This is a genomic window from Methanimicrococcus hongohii, from assembly GCF_032594095.1.
GTDB lineage: Archaea > Halobacteriota > Methanosarcinia > Methanosarcinales > Methanosarcinaceae > Methanimicrococcus > Methanimicrococcus hongohii.
In genome coordinates this window covers 1,126,739-1,144,166 of sequence record NZ_CP131059.1, presented here as the reverse complement: position 1 = coordinate 1,144,166, position 17,428 = coordinate 1,126,739, and the positions used below count along the sequence as shown (strand labels likewise).

The window sequence follows — 17,428 nt, the reverse complement described above, 5'->3', positions numbered from 1 at the left end:
TTTAAGAAAAAACGATGTTTGAGTTTGTCCAAAAATTGAAAAACGGAACAAAACAGGCAACAAAATAAAAAGAAAACGAAAGAAAGGAAAAGAAAAAGAGAAACTTGAAACTGCGTTTCAAGTCCGTCCGTCGTTTCGCGCCGACCGGAAAATGAAATTTAAAAAAACTTCATTTTACTTAATCGGACTCGATTCTCGGAGCCAGCAGGAATGTCACGTGACAAACGGCGGGCGCCACATCGAATTCGATCAAAATCGGGAAATCGCAGCCGATCGAAAGCGTAACTTCATTGGCTTTGCCTGCGGATTTGACGATGTCAAGCAGGTAATCCAAGGAGAACAATGAGTTGGCTTCGCCGGATTTCAAATCGATCAACTGATCGGTTCCCATTTCCAAACGAACCTGGTCGGTGTCGCCTTTGGCTTCCATAAAGAAAATGTCGCCGGTAACACCGAGTGTCATGTGGTCGCTGATTTTTTCGGCGGCTTTGACGGCGCGCTTCAAATCCTGACCGTTCAAAACGACGCGGGCCGGAAGGTCCAGCTGCGGGACGCGGGGTTCGGATCTGATCGTGGACGGGTCGAGAAGAGATAAGGTGTAAGAGAGGCCGCCGAAGTTCAAATGAAGCTTTTGTGCGGTCATGTCAAGTTCCATGTCGACCAATGTCTTTTTCTCTACAATTCCAAGAATGTCGTTGAGTTTGACAAGGTCGATTCCGACTTCCGTTTCTTCCGCCTTGTAGCTTTCAAAAGCGGCGGCTTTTAAGTCAAAGATGACCATTGCCACGTTGGCGGCGTCAACGGCTTTGACTGAAATGCCTTCCGGATTAATTTTCAGGCGCACTTCACTGACGATGACGGAAAGAGCCGTAATGGAATCTCTGAGAAGATCAATATCGATTGCAGCTTTAAGCATAGAAATCACTTTTTCATGTTTAATAAACGCGTTTGTTAAAGATTATAACTAAATTATGAATTAATTAATGAATTAATGTAATGAGTAATAGTATAATGAATAAGTTAAAAAGATGACGCAAGTCAATTTTTACTGTTATATCCGTTTACAGATATAAATATTTAATATCTTTTCAAAATGCAAAACTTTAAAAGGCAAATCTAAAACGAATTAAAAACAAGTTTAAAATAAAAACAAGTTTAAAATAAAAACAAGTTAAAAACGAATAAAAATTGAAAATAAAATCCGATTCAGATTAACTTATTTTAAAATAAATCGGATTTGAATTAATGAATTTTTAATTTAATCATTAGATAATTAATCGCCGGATAACGATAAAATGAATGAAATTAATCGTATTCGCGCCATGTGAATGCGCATTTTGTGCATTTGAAGAAACGCGTTTCAGATTCGTCGGCAGAGCGAAGCTGTCTGAGCCACCAATACGCTTCTCTGTTTCTGCATTCGGGGCACATCACATCTGTTTTCGGAAGACCTTCTTCGATATCGCCTTCCAAAACAACGACTTCTCGTTCTTGGATTTCTGCTTTGAAAGTCATTTCGGAAGATTTGTCGATCTCGGACGTACAGCCGCATTTCTTGCATTTATATTCGCCGCCGGAAGGCAGCATCATGCTTTTACATTTCGGGCAAAATTGCATTTTGAATCACTTACTAATATTTTGTTGGATCCCTTGTTGTTAAACAGCAACGACCACCGCCAAGATTACAATTACAAAAAAAGCAGCAGTCAAACATTTAACAAAACGGTTTGAAAATCAATTAAGACTAAAGAATGACGCTTCATGATTTAACCGTTTCTATCCGTTATATCGATTTTCGGCAACTTGGCATAAATCCGATTCAAATCTTTTTTGGGGCGCCGCCGCGCGCGAGCTGCATCGTTTTTATTTTTATTCTGTTTTCAAACCCGATCTCGTTTTTCTTTTTATTTTCGGATGAAACCTAAACATCCAATTTTCAAAATCGGTAAACCTGAACGCCCGATAAAACCCTAAATGAATGTTTTAGATTTGGAAAAAAGAAGGCGTTCCGTTTTTGAATAATTTTGATAAAAACGATGTTTCAATCAGAAAAAGTAAATGAATTTAAAATACCGCCCCCGCAAGTTGAAATTCCCGTAGCGAAGCGAAGGGAATTGAGACTTGGCGGATTCTTTCCCATACGAAATGAAAAATACAAAACAGTCATGACTTTTAATTGCTTTTCGGCCTTGGCAAAATGTCTTCTTACGCCTGTCTTTTGCTTTCAGCTTCCGGCTGCGCCTGCTCGTCTGCAACTGTCTTTTAATGTTGCCGCTTGTAATCAGGTTTGCGTTGCTGCTGCTACCTTTTGGTTTTTGTTTCCGCTATTACCTTTAGGTTTCTGTTTCCGCCGCTACCCACAGGTTTCTGTTTCCGCTTGCAATCAGGTTTGCGCTGCCGCTGCCGGCAGCAGCCCGCCGCCGCGCGACCCGCACAATTTTTCAAAAATTTAAAACACGAAAACACGAACCCCATTTTTTCAAAAAACACGAAAACTCGAATCGCGTTTTTAAAAAATAAAATAAGCCGTCATCGAAGCCCTAAAAAATAAAGCATAACCGGGAACAAAATCACGCCCATCAAATTCGATTTTCTGACGCGAAGAACGACAGGCAAAAAGCCGATCAAGATCGAAACAAAAAATAAAACAAACCCGTAAGAGCCGCAAATGAGAAGGATTAAAATCGAAAGCAGCGCGAGAACAAAAACAGAAATCGCGCGATAATTCAATTTCTTGAAAATTCGAGGAATGATTTTGCCGAGGCGAATCGTTGAAAAATATGAAAGAAACGCGCTGAGCATGATAACGGCGTAAAATAAAATGAATAATTCAAGCATTTCTCCCGAAAAACCGTTTTCGGATAAAGGAAACCCGGCGCCGGATAAAATATCCCGAATCGAAATGACGGCGCCGTTTCTTGATTTGCCGATCGCAAAAAACGCAAGAAGACCGAAAACAGCGTTAGCCGTGCTGATTGCCGAAACAATGACGATATATTCTTTGGCAAGAACAATTTCGGATTCGTTTTCCGCTTTTTCAATCTTTTTAATTCTTTCAGTCTTTTCAGTTTTTTCAACATTATTTTCAACATTATTTTCAACATTATTTTCAACATTATTTTCAACATTATTTTCAAAATTGTTTTCAAACTTATTTTCAAACTCATTTTCAAACTCATTTTCAAACTTATTTTCAAACTCGCTTTCGATGCCGTTTTCCTTGAACAATCCCGCCAAAATTGCCGCAACCGATGAAGAAACGCCGGGAATCCATGAAACAAAAGCGCCTGCCGCCGTTCCGAGAAACACATTTTTAAGGAAAAGTTTGTTTGAAAAATTCAAACTTTTTTCATGAACATCATAAATTTCGGATCTTGAAAACAAACTCAGGATGAGCTGCGGAACGCCGAACATTCCGCTGAGAAGCGGCATCAAAACGGAAACGGATGAAACCGACAGCAGCGGATTCAAATTGCCGTCCATTTCAAAAGCAATCGTCCCGAAAAATCCCGCCGTCAAAAAAACAATTGCGGCAAAAAAGATTTTTGACGGCTTCTTTTCAGAAAGAAGAACAATCAAAGTCAAGCCAAGCAATATGAATCCCATCTTTGACTCAAAAAACGGATAGAAATGCGATAAAAACCACGCCGTCGGAAGAATCATAATGAATGAAAAAATGACGGCGGCGATACTTCCGAGAGCCGAGAGGCGAACCGCCGGCATTCCGTCTCCCGCAATCAAAAGTTTGTGACCGGGAAGGACGGCAAAAACCGTTTCCTCACCGGGCGCGCCGAGAAAAATGGCCGGAATAATATTGTGAAACGTATGAGAAACGGCGCAAGAGAGAATAATGACGGACAGAAGGATCGGCGAAAACCCGAAGCCGTAAAGAAATGCGGCGGCGCTTGCCAAAACGACGGCAATATTATTGACGTGAATTCCGGGAACCATTCCGGTCATCATCCCGAAAATCCAGCCTCCCGCAACACAAAGGAGAAAGGCGAGAGCGAAATTTTCAAACAAAATTGAAAAGGCGAATGAAAAAGCGAAACCAAAGGAAGATGTTAAGACAGACGTAAAGGCGGAAATAATGGCAGCGGCAATCATAACGGCAAAGATAATTAAAAAGAATATCAAGCTGCCGAAATTTTCAAAAACATAAAGTTTAAATGAGAAATGTTTTGTTCTTCTTCAACACATCATTATTTCATGATTTATTTTATGATTTATTTCAATTTATTTCATGACGAGTTTAATTCATTCAAATTGATTCAGACTAATTCAGATTGATTCAGACTAATTCAAACTAATTCAAATTGATTCAGATTTATTTCATTACAGGATTAATTTATGACAACAAAATGCCGAAAGTGCAGCACGCCTGCCATCATTTACCAGCCGTATTCCGGCCTTCACTTATGCAGAAAACATTTTTTTGAAGATGTTGAGCGCAAAGCGAAGCTCACAATGCGTCAGCGCTATCCCGTGAAAAAAAATGATGTCATCGCAGTCGGCTTTTCCGGCGGAAAAGACAGTTCCGTCGCTCTTTTGTTAATGCATAAAATATTCGGCGACCGCCCCGACATCCGAATCGTTGCAATCACGATTGACGAAGGCATCGACGGCTATCGCAATCATTCGATAGAGCGGACGCGGGAAATGACCGAACGCCTCGGCATTGAACATATCGTCCGATCATTCAAAGACGAATACGGCAAATCCATGGACGAGCTCGTGACGGAAAAGAAAATGGTTGAAAACCGTTACAGCGACGACAAAAAAGAAGTCGGTCCGTGCAGTTACTGCGGCGTTCTCCGCAAAAAAATCCTGAACAAAGCTGCCCGCGACATCGGCGCAACCAAACTCGTTATCGGACACAACTTAGATGACGAAGCGCAGACAATTATGCTCAATCATTTCCGCGGCGATGTCGAACGAATGGTTCGTTTTTCGGCAGCAAATGAGTTGGACGGATTCATTCTCCGCGTCAAGCCGCTTCGAAAAATCCCTGAAAAAGAAATCGCGCTTTACGCTTATTTGAATGATTTGCCGATGGAATTGACAGCATGCCCGCACTCATTCGGAGCGCTTCGAAAAGAAGTCAGGCGTTTGCTCAACAGTTTTGAAGTCAACCATCCCGGTACAAAATACTCGCTCGTGCGCGGTTACGATACGATGGTGCCGCTGATTGCGCAGGCGCTGGACACATCCGCGATGCAGGACTGTCAAATCTGCGGCGAGCCCTGTAATGATACCGTTTGCCAAGCGTGTAAAATGCTTGAAAAAGGCGCAATCGATTGAAAATTGAGCCGGGATGTCGAAGACATCCCAAAAACGCAAACATGCGGGAAGTTCTAATATGAAAAATTGAGGTCAGAGCGAAGCGAAGACCTCAATTTTTTTTGAAGTCAACCATCCCGGTACAAAATACTCGCTCGTGCGCGGTTACGATACGATGGTGCCGTTGATTGCGCAAGCGCTGGACACATCCGCGATGCAGGACTGTCAAATCTGCGGCGAGCCCTGTAATGACACCGTTTGCCAAGCGTGTAAAATGCTTGAAAAAGGCGCAATCGATTGAAGGCAATTGAGTAAAAAATATATCTTAATATTCTTATGATTTATTTCCTCTTTTTTTATTTCATTTTTAAAATTCGATCCCTGTTTTAATTCATTTTTTGAAAACTTGTGCATCTCGCGCGGCGGCGGCCTGCTGCCGGCAGCGGCGACCGGACAGAAGTTTGCACGGGCAGCGTAAAAGACAGTTGCAGACTTGCAAGCTTAGCAGGAAGCTGACAGCAAAAGACAGTCACAAGACGACACTTTGCAAAAGCTGAAAAGTAATTAGCAATCAGCGGTTTTGAATATTTTATTTTGTATGGGAAGAATCCGCCAAGTCTCGTTTCCTCGCTACGCTCGGAAACTCAACTTGCGGGGGCGGTATTTGAAATATTTATTCAATATTAAACAAATCGAAACATCATCTTTATCCATTTTCTTCAAAAACGGAACGCCGGCTTTTTTCCAAATCTAAAACATTTATTTAGGGTTTTATCGGGCGTTCAGGTTCACCGATTTTGAATATTGGATGTTTGGGTTTCGTTGATGAAAACAAAATAAAACGACAGACATGTTTGAAAAATAAAACAAAAAATGAAGCAGCTTGCACGGCGGCGGAAGATAGACGACTGAAAAACGAATGAAATGAATTAAAAAGAAATAAAAAACAAAAAAAAGAAAAGAAATAAAAGAGAAATGAAAAACGAATCAGTCAATCACAAAAAGATAGAGATAAGCAAGTCCTAAAATAATAATAAGCAAGAGGATGTTTTTCATTTTAACCATATGCAGCGCATGATCGAATGCCTGTTCTGCAGATTCTTCGATTTGGTGGAGATCCATATTCGTTCCTCGGTTATTTTATGAAATTTATTTAATTATTTTAATATTTAATTATTTTAAATATGAATAAATGTATCATTTCAGACAATTTCATTTCATTTAAATCTTACTTAAATTAAAATACGATAATGATTATTCCCTATCCGAAGTTATTATATTGACCAATTTGAATTTCATTCTGTTTTCAAATTATTTTGTTTTTTCAAATATTTTATGTATTGTTTAATGTATTTACGTGATTATCATGTCATTAAAAGCACTCAGAACACACTTTACGGGGGAAATCAACCCCGAAGCGGACAACGGCCAAACCGTGACGCTTTCCGGCTGGGTCCACGAAGTCAGAGACCTCGGCGGCATCACTTTCTTGGTCCTTCGCGACAGATTCGGCCGCGCCCAAGTAACGCTTGTCAAGAAAAAAGTTGAAGCAGACCTTCTCGAAACCGTTAAAAGAGTCAGCCGCGAATCTGTCGTAACCGTTACGGGAACCGTCAAAGCAGAAGCAAAAGCGCCCAACGGCTACGAATTGATTCCGGAATCCATCACCGTCATCAGCGATGCCGAGTCGCCGCTTCCGATGGACACGACCGGCAAAGTCGACGCCGAACTTGACACGCGCTTAGACAACCGTTTTATGGACCTCAGACGCGAAGAGCAGACCGCCGTTTTCGTCATCCGCGACACAGTTCAGAAAGCTATCCGCGACTTTTTAACAGAAAACAAATTTATGGAAACAACAACCTCCAAAATCGTGGCAGCGGCAACCGAAGGCGGAACCGATTTGTTCCCGATCAGCTATTTTGACCGCGAAGCATTCTTAAACCAGAGCCCGCAGCTCTTTAAGCAAATGCTCATGTCCGCCGGGCTTGACCGCGTTTACGAAATCGGACCGATTTTCAGAGCCGAAGAACATGACACAAGAAAACACTTGAACGAAGCCACTTCCATTGATATTGAAATGAGCTTTGCCGACCACGAAGATGTCATGGAGCTTTTGGAAAACATGATCGTCTACATTTATGAGCAGGTCGTTGAAAAATGTCAACCGAGTTTGGCCGTTCTCGAAAAAGAACTTCAGATCCCGAAACTGCCGTTTAACAAATACACTTACGAGCAGGTTCTTGAAATCATCAACAATGAAATTCCAGAAATTGAAGACAAAATGCAGTTCGGCGACGACATCGGAACGCAGGCGGAACACCTTTTCGGCGAATATGTGTTTAACAAAACAGGCGAATCCCACTACTTTATCGTTGACTGGCCGACGGAAACCAAGCCGTTTTATGCCATGCCTTACGAAGACCGCCCTGAAATTTCAAAGAGCTTTGACATGATGCACCGCATGATGGAACTCTCTTCCGGCGCGCAGCGCATTCATCAGCACGATTTGCTTGTTCAGCGCATCATGGAAAAAGGTCTCAATCCTTCCGGCTTTGATTTCTATTTGAAGACTTTCAAGTTCGGCATGCCCCCGCACGGCGGATTCGGTGTCGGCGCGGAGCGTCTGATCATGACGATGCTTGAATTGGACAACATCCGTGAAGCGGTTTTGTTCCCGAGAGACAGAAAGAGACTTTCACCCTAAACAAAAGTTAAGATAAAATGAAAAAAGCAGAAGGGAATGGAAAATGACAGACAGAAATCAAGCGAAAGAATCGCCTGAGAAAAAGGCGGCCGGAATTTATGCCGCTTCACTCGTCAAATCAGGCGATGCCGTCGGTCTCGGAACGGGGTCAACCGTTGCTTATACAATTAAAGAGCTCGGTCGCCGTGTTCGTGAAGAAAATTTGGACATTGTCGGCGTTGTGACATCTTATCAATCCGAAGCAATCGCAATTGAAGCCGGCGTTCCGCTGACATCGCTTGCCGAAACGCCGAGATTAACGCTTGCAATCGACGGCGCCGATCAGTTTGACGAGAATCTTTTCGCAATCAAAGGCGGCGGCGCGGCGCACACGAGAGAAAAAATCGTTTCCATGTCTGCCGACCGTTTTGTCGTTGTTTCCGATCCCGCCAAAAAAGCGAAGACGCTTTCCGTTTTTGTTCCGATCGAAGTCATGCCGTTTGGTAAAGAACTTGTCGTGAAGTCACTCAAAGAACTCGGCGGCGACCCTGTTTTGCGCGCGGCGTCCAAAAAAGACGGGCCGGTGATCACGGATAACGGCAACTTTGTTATCGACTGCGCTTTTGGCGAAATCAAAAATCCGGCAGCACTGGCGACAAAATTGTCACAGATTCCGGGCGTTGTCGAACACGGCATTTTTATGAATGTCGATGAAGTCGCCATCGGAAACGCTGACGGGACCGTTGTAGTAATCAAAAAATAAAGATGAAATATTCTTTATTTTCATTTATTTTATTTTCATTTATTTTATTTTTTAAAAACGCTGCAATTTATTTTTTAGAATTCATCAAAAACGTTGGGGTCATTTTTGAGTTTTTTTTGAAAAATTGTGCGGGTCGCGCGGGCGGCGGCATCTGCAAGCAGAAAGGCAGGCGACGCAGGAAAAATCGCGAAGCGATTTTTCAGTAAACACCGCCCTCCCATCGGAAACAAACACCCGAATCCACGCGGAAACAGAAACCTGACTCCACGCGGAAACAGAAACCTGACTCCCGCCGGAAACAGGCGAAGCCTGAAAAATCGCGAAGCGATTTTTTACAAACACCGCCCCCTGCCAGATGAAATTTTGTGAGGCGAAGCCGAGCAAAATTTTTTTACAAACACCGCCTTCCCCCCTGCCCGATGAAATTTTGTGAGAGGCAGCCGTCAGGCTGACGCGAGCAAAATTTTTTGAGTAATATTTATATTCTCGACTGAATATTATCTTTTCAGTCAATTTGTATTAAACCATTTTAAAAACGGGTGGTCTAAATGAGTTTAGGAAAACGTCTCTTTCATCGAACAAATTTGAAAACGAAACAATTTACAGGCGACAACGGCGGCAATGCAGTTGTCGGAATTCCGGAAAACGCGGAATTCAATTTAGCTGACGAGATATTTATTTCGACAAACACGTCTGTTTATATCGAAATTATGTGCCGGAAAGATCCTTATCAGGATTTTGAAGCCGTCGATAACGAAACCAAAAAAGATTTGCCGATTTTGCCGGTTAAAAAACTTCGAGAACGAACCGTCATTCGCGTTCTTCCGGGGAAAAACGGGTATGAAGCAGATATTTATAACGAACGCAATGATCAGGCGATTCGCATATTGGTCGGTCCCGAAAACAAAGATAATTTGAATTTGCTTTTGGACATGATCAAGTCAGCCAAATTCATTTAACAGCCAAATTCATTTAAAATATTTGAATTCGTTTTATTTTTTGCTCTTTATTGCTCAATTGTTCAATGATTGTTTGTTATAATTATAAAATATTTTGAATTTAAATAAAATATTATTTATAGAGGTTGTGAAGAATATTCTTATTGTTGAATTCTTGCTGAAATCAACAAAAAAATTAAATTTAAATTTTCAAAAGGTGATTCAAAAATGAAAAAATTACTTAAGCTTTTGCTTATCGTTACAATCCCTATCGCCGTCGTTGCTGTCCTCGAACATTACAAAAAAGGCGGATGCTGCGGTTTAAGCAGCAGAAAAAGCAAAAAAGAAGGCAAGAAAAGAAAACATCACCTTTGGTAAATCATTGATTCGCCAAAGAATCTTTTTATTTTCAAACCAATTTTAAAAATTGAATCCATTTTAAATTAATTTGAAGCAGTCAGAAACAAAAATTTATTTGTTTCTGATAAAATTCATTTAAAATAAAATTCATTTTAATTTTGATCAAATTAATTTTGATTAAATAAAGCGGAAAATGACTTCTCATTTTCCGACTGTATTCTTTTTGTTTTTTTATTTCTTTGTTTTTTTATTTCTTTGTTTTTTTATTTCTTTGTTTTTTTATTTCTTTGTTTTTTTATTTCTTTGTTTTTTATTCCTTTTCTTCTCTTTTTAAATTTATTTGCGAATTATTTATTCTTTTTAGATGCTTCTCTTGCGAAAATAAATTCGCGCATCAATTTTGTCGCTAATATTGCAGATTGACCGTTATCGTATTCCGGCGCGATTTCAACGACATCAAAACCGATCGTTTTCGGCGCAAACGCGCGTAGCACTTCACGCACTTCGCGGTCGGTCATGCCGAACGGCTCAGGCGTTCCAAGACCGGGGCAGAAAGCGGGGTCAATGGCGTCCATATCAAGCGACAAATAAATGTGTTCGCTGTCTAAATATTCCATCGTTTCTTTAATGATTTCTTTGATTCCCATTTCAAAAACGTCATCGTTGGAATAGAATTTGATTCCTTCATTTTTCGCGTATTCCCATTCTTCTTGGGGACCGCTGCGAATACCGATTGAAACATAATTTTTCGTAATATTTTCAAGAATATGACGGGAAACGCAGGCGTGATTATTTTTCAAGCCGCGGAAATCCGTTCTCAAATCGAAATGCGCGTCGAGTACCAAAACGGCGAAGTCGTCCTTTTCTTCACACGCGTCGTAGCACGCTTTAACGGGCGCGTACGTCAGCGAATGTTCGCCGCCGATCATGATCGGAAATTTGCCGTCATCCACAATTTGTTTGGCGTCTTCGTAAATCCATTCTAATGTTTCATCAATATTGACAGAAACGAATGAATTGCCGGCATCATGAACCAAAATGTCGGTCATGTCCAAATCATATTTCGGGCTGTACGTTTCAAAATTAATTGCCACTTCTCTCATTCTGTCCGGCGCCCAGCGGCTTCCGGTTCGAAAAGAGGATGTGTTGTCAAACGGCGCGCCGAAAATAACGTATTCGGCGTCATCATATTCATAAATTGCATCAAAGAAAGTTACGGGTGAAAACATTTACCTGTGTTCCTCTATAAATTAAGAAACCGTTTCAGTCGCGATCATTTTTAATCGCCGATAAAACGGGTGTTAACAATCAAGTAAAATAAATGTTTTCTATTTAAAAATTCGTTTTTTGACAAAAAATCAAAGTTTTAATATTTTTTTGGCGGCATTAAAAATATCAACTATTATAGAAATTATGATGATTATTGCTGAAATGCTGAATCCGATTGAAAATGGAATGTCAATAATCGGCGGCAATTCAATATTTTTTCCGGTCGTGTATAAATAAACAAAAGCGCCGGCAATCAGACAAAAAGAGATTGCAAAATAAATTGTTGCAGCTTCTGTTATTGTCTTCCACCATTTGGATATATTTTTTATTTCCATCAATAACCGGTCCTTCAAGTTTTAAAAATGTATATTTCAGCGATGTTGCTGAAATAAAGTGCAAGAATAAAACACTGTTGCAATAAATTATTGTTTCATATTTTCGATTTTTTTGATTCTAATATATAAATGGGGAACAGGTTTAAAAATCATAAAACCTGTGCGGCTCGCGCGGCGGCAGCTGTCGGGCAGCTGCAGCAGAAACCTGATTGGAAGCAGCAGAAACAGAAACCTGTGGGTAGCAGCGGCACGTTCGCGAATGCGAACGGATTACTAAAAAAAGAGCAGATGCAGGCAACAACGCAAACCTGATTGGCAGCAGCAACTTTAAAGACAGTTGCAGACCGGCAGGCTCAGCCGGAGCCGACAAGCTAATTAAAAGATTTGACTGCTTTTTATTTTTTTGTTTCGTATGGAAAGAATCCGCCAAGTCTCGTTTCTTCGCTTCGATCAGAAACTTGAAACTGCGTTTCAAGTCCGGTTCGCCGCTTCGCGCCGCCCGGAACTCAAATTGCGGGGGCGGTTTTTGGTCTTTTCATTCATTTTTGAATTCAATTGAAACATCTTCTTTTATCAAAATTTTCAAAAACGGAACGCCGTCTTTTCTCCAAAATCTAAAAATTTAAGTTTAGGGTTTTATCGGGCGTTCAGGTTCACCGATTTTGAAAATTGGATGTTTGGTTTTATCCCGAAAACAAAATAAAAACGCGGGACAGGTTTGAAAATCAAACAAAAAATGATGCGATTCGCGCGCGTGGCAGCTGTCGGGCAGTTGCAGCAGCAAATGCAAAAGACAGTTGCAGGAAAACACTTTGCAGGAGCCGAACAGAAACAACAAAAAAGTGGCTCTTGATTTTTTTGTTTCGTATGGAAAGAATCCGCCAAGTCTCGTTTCTTCGCTTCGATCAGAAACTTGAAACTGCGTTTCAAGTCCGGTTCGCCGCTTCGCGCCGCCCGGAACTCAACTTGCGGGGACGGTTTTTGGTCTTTTCATTCATTTTTGAATTCAATTGAAACATCGTCTTTCATCAAAAATTCTCAAAAACGGAACGCCGTCTTTTCTCCAAAATCTAAAAATTTAAGTTTAGGATTTTATCGGGCGTTCAGGTTTACCGGTTTTGAATATTGGATGTTTGGGTTTATCTCGAAAACAAAATAAAAACGAGGGACAGGTTTGAAAACCAAACAAAAATGATGCAATTCGCGCGCGCGGCGCAGACAGCACAAAAAAAGAAAAAGAAGAATAAAAAGAAAAGGAAGAATAAAATGAATAATAAAAAGAAAAAAGAAAGAAAATCATCAGCTTGTGATGTTTTCTTCTTTATGAACGACTTTTAAAATGGAATGGTTGACCGCGTTTTTCGGACAGTTCGTAATGCATCGCTTGCAGCTTGAACCGAGACACTTCTGGCTGTCAATCACAATATAATTGTCGGGCTTGCTGTCATGAACCGTGATCGCGTTTTCCGGACACGACTTCTCACATTTGTGGCAGAAAATACATCCGTGCGCGGGCGCTTCCAAAAAGACGCCGATATGCTCGACCATCGTGACGCCGGCTTCTCCGACATCATCAATGTCGCGGACAACGCGGCGCTCTACATTCGGGTCCGGATCGTCATGCGGAAACGGCCTGAGCTTAAACATTCTCAGCATCTCGTCATACATTTCCATCGGCATGCCCTGTTCCCAATAGGAAAGTTCGCAAATGTAAATATCCTTAAACGTTTGAGAAGTCGCCATCATTAAGTGGTCAGCTTGAATCTTTTTCGCCATCTTCTTAACGTCTTCCAGCTGTTCGGGATGAATCGCAAGTTTTCGGGCAAGACCGATTGACGTGTTTCCGAATTGAATCACGTTTTTCGCGTAACTCGGAACCGAACCGAGATAAGCCGCCTTTTTCCCGTCAACATATGTTCCGGTCGCGCCTGAAATGTAAGCGTATTCAAGCTCATCATAATCAAGGTCGGCCGCTTCCATTAACGTCAACTGCGCGGCACGAATCGCGCCGATTGCTTTTCCGATTTCAACGACATCTTTTTCCGTAATCTCAATGCCGTCGCCGAGAATGACTTTGCCGTTCGGAAGCTTCGGAATCGTTGTCATCAATTTGCTTTTCAGCATGATCGACATACATGAAATGACGCCAGTTCCTGTAATGCCGACCGCTTCAATTTCGCCTTTTTCAATGATTTTTCCGGTGACGGGGTCGACAAGGTCGCCTTTGCCGGACTGCATCATCTCGTCAAGAACAGTTAAGCGCCAGTAGTCGCCTTCAAGGTTGACGTCGCTGATTGCGCCGGGCGCGGCAAGCATTCCGCACGGAATTCCCTGACCTTCAATCGACGGGCCGGCGGCAGCGCTTGCTGTAATTATCTTGTCGCCGACTTTGATCGCCATTTCGGCATTCGTTCCGTAGTCGGTTACCAAACACGGTTTTTCCTGCGTGTAAAAATCAGTTTCTGTCATCATTGCCAAAGCGTCGGCACCGATTTCGTGTTTAATGGCGGGCGGAACAATAATTTGACAATTCGGAAGGTCGACAACACCTGTAAATAATTCATTTGCCGGAAAAATGCGCGCCTCACGCTCAACATGTTCAATGCCGAGTTTTTTCTGCTTCGTTTCCCCCGCGTACGCCAAGTCGCGGATTTCAATATTTTGAAACAGAGACAATTGAATCGGGTTGCCGCAAACCGCAATATATTGGATTTCTTTTAAATCCGTATCAAAAGCATTCAAAATTTTCTTAACCGTCTGAAGCATCACTTCATTGGCAACATCTTCACCGGTGACGATTGCAAATTCTAAATGGTCAATCACATTGCCGCCCGGAAGCGGATGTCCCATTGTAATGACGGTTTTCAAGGTTTTGTTTGTTTTTTGGTCAATCAGCTGCGCCCGAAAGCCGCTTGTTCCGAGGTCTAAGGCAATCACATACATTCTTTTTAATCCACCAATGCGTTTTGTTTTTGATAATTGAAATGTCGAAAAATTTCTAAATATCAAATAATTAAAATTTTTAATATATTTTGAATTGATATTTCAATTTGATTATTTCAAGAAATTTCATTGATATTTCCGAAATATTGTATTATTTAATACTGACCTTTAATATTGATCTTTAATTATTGATTCTTAATATTAATTTTTAATATTGATTTTTAATTTTAATATTTCAAATTAAAATATCAAACAAGTGTAAAAACAATTCATAATCTCCAATTAATCACAGGATTATCATATGACTATTCTTCCCGATGTGGTTTAAATGTATCGGATTTTTCATTAACAGCATGTTTGCAAAAATCAATTCATTTGTATTTTTACAACGGCTTTGTAATTTTGTTTACCCCTCTCGTTTTTCATTGCAAATGTTCTCAAATTTAGGATAAATTATAAGAATCTTTAATGTTATTATCTGTTAAGTTTATCCGTTCGATTAGGTTTTTGAAATTTGATTTCAATCTTTGAGCGAAATCAATTTAATTTGAAAACCGACTGATTTAATCGCAAAATCAAAATATGCCGGATAAACGGACAACATTTTGACGGTTAAATCGTCGAAACGGTACGATTATGCCTGATTTCAAAAATTTTGAATATCGGACTTAGATCTTTGCTAGTCTTTTGATCCTTCGAATTCAAAACCTCTTCGGATTCAGACATTCGTGTCAAAAACGATGGCTAATGCCATACAAACCATACATGTGAATTATGTAATTTTCAACTTTGACTAAATCCAACTTGGGGGAGATCAAGTTATGACAGAATACACACCTAAAGAAAGATTATACCGCGCGTTAAAGAAAATGGATGTTGACAGAATGCCCGCAGTTTGTTTCACACAGACCGCAACTGTCGAACAAATGGAAGCATGCGGCGCCTTCTGGCCCGAAGCCAACGAAGAACCCGAATTGATCGCAAAATTAGCAGAAGCAGGTCACACAGTTGTCGGCTACGAAGCCATCCGTGTTCCGTTCGACATCACCGCAGAAGCTGAATTCTTCGGCTGCCAGATCAAAGAAGGCACACGCGAACAGCAGCCCTCTGTTGTCGGCCACGTCGCAGCAACACCTGAAGATGTCGACAAATTGAAAGACTTCGCATTCGGCGGCACAGCACGTGTTGACAGAATCATCGACTCCATCAAGATTCTGAAAGCAAAATACGGTGACGAAATCCCGATTATCGGTTCCATGATCGGTCCCTTCTCCCTTGCGCAGCACCTCAACGGCGACAACTGGTTCATGGGTCTCATGACAGACGACCCGGTCATCCAGCCGCTCATTGACATGACAACCGACTTCTGTGTCAGATATGCACAGGAAATGGTCAAAGCCGGCGCAAGCTGCATGGTCATCATTGACCCGACAGCCAGCTACGAACTTCTCGGCGACGACTTCTATGCAAAGTTCGCGATTCCGTACCACAAGAAGATTGCAGACGCAATGAAAGCAATGGATGTTCCGACTGTTCTCCACATTTGCGGCGACACGACAAAGGGCGTCTACTTGATGGACCAGTCCGGTGTTGAAGCAATCAGTGTTGACCAAAAAGTCGATGTCCAGAAAGCAGCAGAAGCCGCAAAGGACGCTGTCATCGTCGGTAACCTTGATCCTGTTCAGCTCATGTGGAAAGGCACGCCTGATGAAATCAAAGCAGAATGTGCAAAAGTCTACGAGAGAGGCGCAAAAATTGTCACAATCGGCTGCGGTACTGTTTCCGCAACACCGACTGAAAATTTGAAAGCACTCGTCGAATACGCAAAAGCTTCAAAATATTAATTCAATTAAAGATTAAATTAAAGATCGGGAATGATTTTCATTCCTGTTTTTTACTTTTTGTCATTTTCTGTTCGTTTCCATTTCTATTTTGTTTCGCTTTCATTTCTATTTTGTTTCGTTTCAATTATTGTTTTTTAATTCCGATTTTATTTTTGTATTAAATGTTTCAAAAGCAAGGATTGCCTTTTGACAGTTCTTCGAAAAGAGAGGGTTTTGTGCGCGATGCGTATGTCTTTATGGCAAACAACAAAAATCGAATACCTAATGCAGCTGCAAGTCTGTGTACTTATTTGAAATCGTCTGCAATAAAAAAGCAGTCATACAACAGTGTTCCAATCCTGACAGGAATCATTAAAATTTGAATGATCATTAAAAGTTGAATATTTCTAATAAAATGTCTGAAATTAACCATCTCATCCGTTATCGATTTTCTGTCATTTTCTTTCTGATTCGGGGTGTACAAAGCATCTAAATTTTGGATTCAATTGCTATTGTCTCATTTCCTGTTCATTTTGTTTTCATTTGCGGCAATTGATGTCTATATATAATTTTTGCTGGAGCGGTCGCCACATACCTGTCAAAATTTTGATAAAATATTTCTTCGGTCAATTTCGAATTATTTCATATTTTGTAAATTTTTTATCTTTTCTTTGAAATTAAGCATATTTTGAGTTTTTTTCCCGTTTTTCATTTTCCCTCCTTCTTAACCGATTGTGTTTTCATGTGTTTTTCTTTTTGTTTTTTTACTTGACCTTGTCTCTTTTTCATCGGTTTGTATATTTTCTAACACTTTATTATTTTACAAACATCTTGTTAATTTCATAATAGGGTTGATAATTTGTTTAAGATTTAAGTTATATAGGATTTTTACCCATTTAAGAAAGTGGATTACTATCGTAATTCATCCAAAAGCAGATTGAAATGGGGATTTTAGTCTGTCAAAAATTTTGTGTCGTTTAGTATAATTGCGAATAACAATGATATTACGGGATAACTTTGCCGTATCTTTT

The 17,428-nt window shown here is 40.7% G+C and carries 19 protein-coding genes; 9 read left to right on the top strand and 10 right to left on the bottom strand.

Annotated features, from left to right (window positions below; translation table 11 throughout):
• Nucleotides 1-178: 178 nt before the first annotated feature.
• Nucleotides 179-916: a DNA polymerase sliding clamp gene (locus MmiHf6_RS05350; RefSeq protein ID WP_316556774.1), complete on the bottom strand. Its 738-nt coding sequence runs from the start codon at nt 914-916 to the stop codon at nt 179-181.
• Nucleotides 917-1,305: 389 nt separating this feature from the next.
• Nucleotides 1,306-1,617, bottom strand: coding sequence for a transcription factor S (locus MmiHf6_RS05345; RefSeq protein WP_316556773.1), 312 nt, complete (start codon nt 1,615-1,617; stop codon nt 1,306-1,308).
• Between the two features lie 497 nt (nt 1,618-2,114).
• On the opposite strand from MmiHf6_RS05345, the gene MmiHf6_RS05340 reads away from it, so the two are divergent.
• Nucleotides 2,115-2,453 carry a hypothetical protein gene (locus MmiHf6_RS05340; protein ID WP_316556772.1) on the top strand — a complete coding sequence of 113 codons (339 nt, stop codon included), beginning with the start codon at nt 2,115-2,117 and terminating at the stop codon, nt 2,451-2,453.
• Between the two features lie 76 nt (nt 2,454-2,529).
• On the opposite strand, the gene MmiHf6_RS05335 is transcribed toward MmiHf6_RS05340, so the two are convergent.
• Nucleotides 2,530-4,107, bottom strand: coding sequence for a tripartite tricarboxylate transporter permease (locus tag MmiHf6_RS05335; protein WP_316558650.1), 1,578 nt, complete (start codon nt 4,105-4,107; stop codon nt 2,530-2,532).
• A 243-nt stretch (nt 4,108-4,350) separates the two neighbouring features.
• On the opposite strand from MmiHf6_RS05335, the gene MmiHf6_RS05330 reads away from it, so the two are divergent.
• On the top strand, nt 4,351-5,301 hold the full coding sequence (locus MmiHf6_RS05330; protein WP_316556771.1) for a TIGR00269 family protein: 951 nt from the start codon (nt 4,351-4,353) through the stop codon (nt 5,299-5,301).
• Between the two features lie 154 nt (nt 5,302-5,455).
• Nucleotides 5,456-5,581, top strand: coding sequence for a hypothetical protein (locus tag MmiHf6_RS05325; RefSeq protein ID WP_316556770.1), 126 nt, complete (start codon nt 5,456-5,458; stop codon nt 5,579-5,581).
• An 85-nt stretch (nt 5,582-5,666) separates the two neighbouring features.
• Here the strand turns inward: MmiHf6_RS05325 and MmiHf6_RS05320 are convergent, their stop codons facing one another.
• Together MmiHf6_RS05320 and MmiHf6_RS05315 are read right to left on the bottom strand one after the other, a co-directional pair.
• Nucleotides 5,667-5,813, bottom strand: coding sequence for a hypothetical protein (locus MmiHf6_RS05320; RefSeq protein WP_316556769.1), 147 nt, complete (start codon nt 5,811-5,813; stop codon nt 5,667-5,669).
• 454 nt (nt 5,814-6,267) lie between these two features.
• Nucleotides 6,268-6,402, bottom strand: a complete 135-nt coding sequence (locus tag MmiHf6_RS05315) for a hypothetical protein (protein ID WP_316556768.1) — start codon at nt 6,400-6,402, stop codon at nt 6,268-6,270.
• 244 nt (nt 6,403-6,646) lie between these two features.
• Here MmiHf6_RS05315 and aspS point away from each other — a divergent pair, with 244 nt between their 5' ends.
• Together aspS and rpiA are read left to right on the top strand one after the other, a co-directional pair.
• Nucleotides 6,647-7,987: an aspartate--tRNA(Asn) ligase gene (gene aspS / locus MmiHf6_RS05310; RefSeq protein WP_316556767.1), complete on the top strand. Its 1,341-nt coding sequence runs from the start codon at nt 6,647-6,649 to the stop codon at nt 7,985-7,987.
• Nucleotides 7,988-8,030: 43 nt separating this feature from the next.
• A complete protein-coding gene (rpiA, locus tag MmiHf6_RS05305) occupies nt 8,031-8,729 on the top strand; it encodes a ribose-5-phosphate isomerase RpiA (RefSeq protein ID WP_316556766.1) in 699 nt (232 codons plus the stop codon).
• 99 nt (nt 8,730-8,828) lie between these two features.
• On the opposite strand, the gene MmiHf6_RS05300 is transcribed toward rpiA, so the two are convergent.
• A complete protein-coding gene (locus MmiHf6_RS05300) occupies nt 8,829-9,242 on the bottom strand; it encodes a hypothetical protein (protein ID WP_316556765.1) in 414 nt (137 codons plus the stop codon).
• A gap of 35 nt (nt 9,243-9,277) precedes the next feature.
• Between MmiHf6_RS05300 and MmiHf6_RS05295 the strand changes: the two genes are divergently transcribed.
• Both MmiHf6_RS05295 and MmiHf6_RS05290 read left to right on the top strand, forming a co-directional pair.
• On the top strand, nt 9,278-9,688 hold the full coding sequence (locus tag MmiHf6_RS05295) for a hypothetical protein (RefSeq protein WP_316556764.1): 411 nt from the start codon (nt 9,278-9,280) through the stop codon (nt 9,686-9,688).
• 207 nt (nt 9,689-9,895) lie between these two features.
• A complete protein-coding gene (locus tag MmiHf6_RS05290) occupies nt 9,896-10,045 on the top strand; it encodes a hypothetical protein (protein WP_316556763.1) in 150 nt (49 codons plus the stop codon).
• A gap of 329 nt (nt 10,046-10,374) precedes the next feature.
• Here the strand turns inward: MmiHf6_RS05290 and speB are convergent, their stop codons facing one another.
• From speB to MmiHf6_RS05275, 3 genes are all read right to left on the bottom strand, one after another.
• The gene (gene speB / locus MmiHf6_RS05285; protein ID WP_316556762.1) at nt 10,375-11,256 is read right to left on the bottom strand and encodes an agmatinase; all 882 of its coding nucleotides are present in this window, start codon (nt 11,254-11,256) and stop codon (nt 10,375-10,377) included.
• 129 nt (nt 11,257-11,385) lie between these two features.
• On the bottom strand, nt 11,386-11,631 hold the full coding sequence (locus MmiHf6_RS05280; protein ID WP_316556761.1) for a hypothetical protein: 246 nt from the start codon (nt 11,629-11,631) through the stop codon (nt 11,386-11,388).
• 142 nt (nt 11,632-11,773) lie between these two features.
• On the bottom strand, nt 11,774-12,106 hold the full coding sequence (locus MmiHf6_RS05275) for a hypothetical protein (protein WP_316556760.1): 333 nt from the start codon (nt 12,104-12,106) through the stop codon (nt 11,774-11,776).
• 194 nt (nt 12,107-12,300) lie between these two features.
• On the opposite strand from MmiHf6_RS05275, the gene MmiHf6_RS05270 reads away from it, so the two are divergent.
• A complete protein-coding gene (locus MmiHf6_RS05270; protein ID WP_316556759.1) occupies nt 12,301-12,645 on the top strand; it encodes a hypothetical protein in 345 nt (114 codons plus the stop codon).
• A gap of 285 nt (nt 12,646-12,930) precedes the next feature.
• Here MmiHf6_RS05270 and MmiHf6_RS05265 read toward each other — a convergent pair whose 3' ends face one another.
• A complete protein-coding gene (locus MmiHf6_RS05265; protein ID WP_316556758.1) occupies nt 12,931-14,574 on the bottom strand; it encodes a methylamine methyltransferase corrinoid protein reductive activase in 1,644 nt (547 codons plus the stop codon).
• 821 nt (nt 14,575-15,395) lie between these two features.
• On the opposite strand from MmiHf6_RS05265, the gene mtbA reads away from it, so the two are divergent.
• A complete protein-coding gene (gene mtbA / locus MmiHf6_RS05260) occupies nt 15,396-16,418 on the top strand; it encodes a methylcobamide:CoM methyltransferase MtbA (protein ID WP_316556757.1) in 1,023 nt (340 codons plus the stop codon).
• Nucleotides 16,419-17,428 lie beyond the last annotated feature (1,010 nt).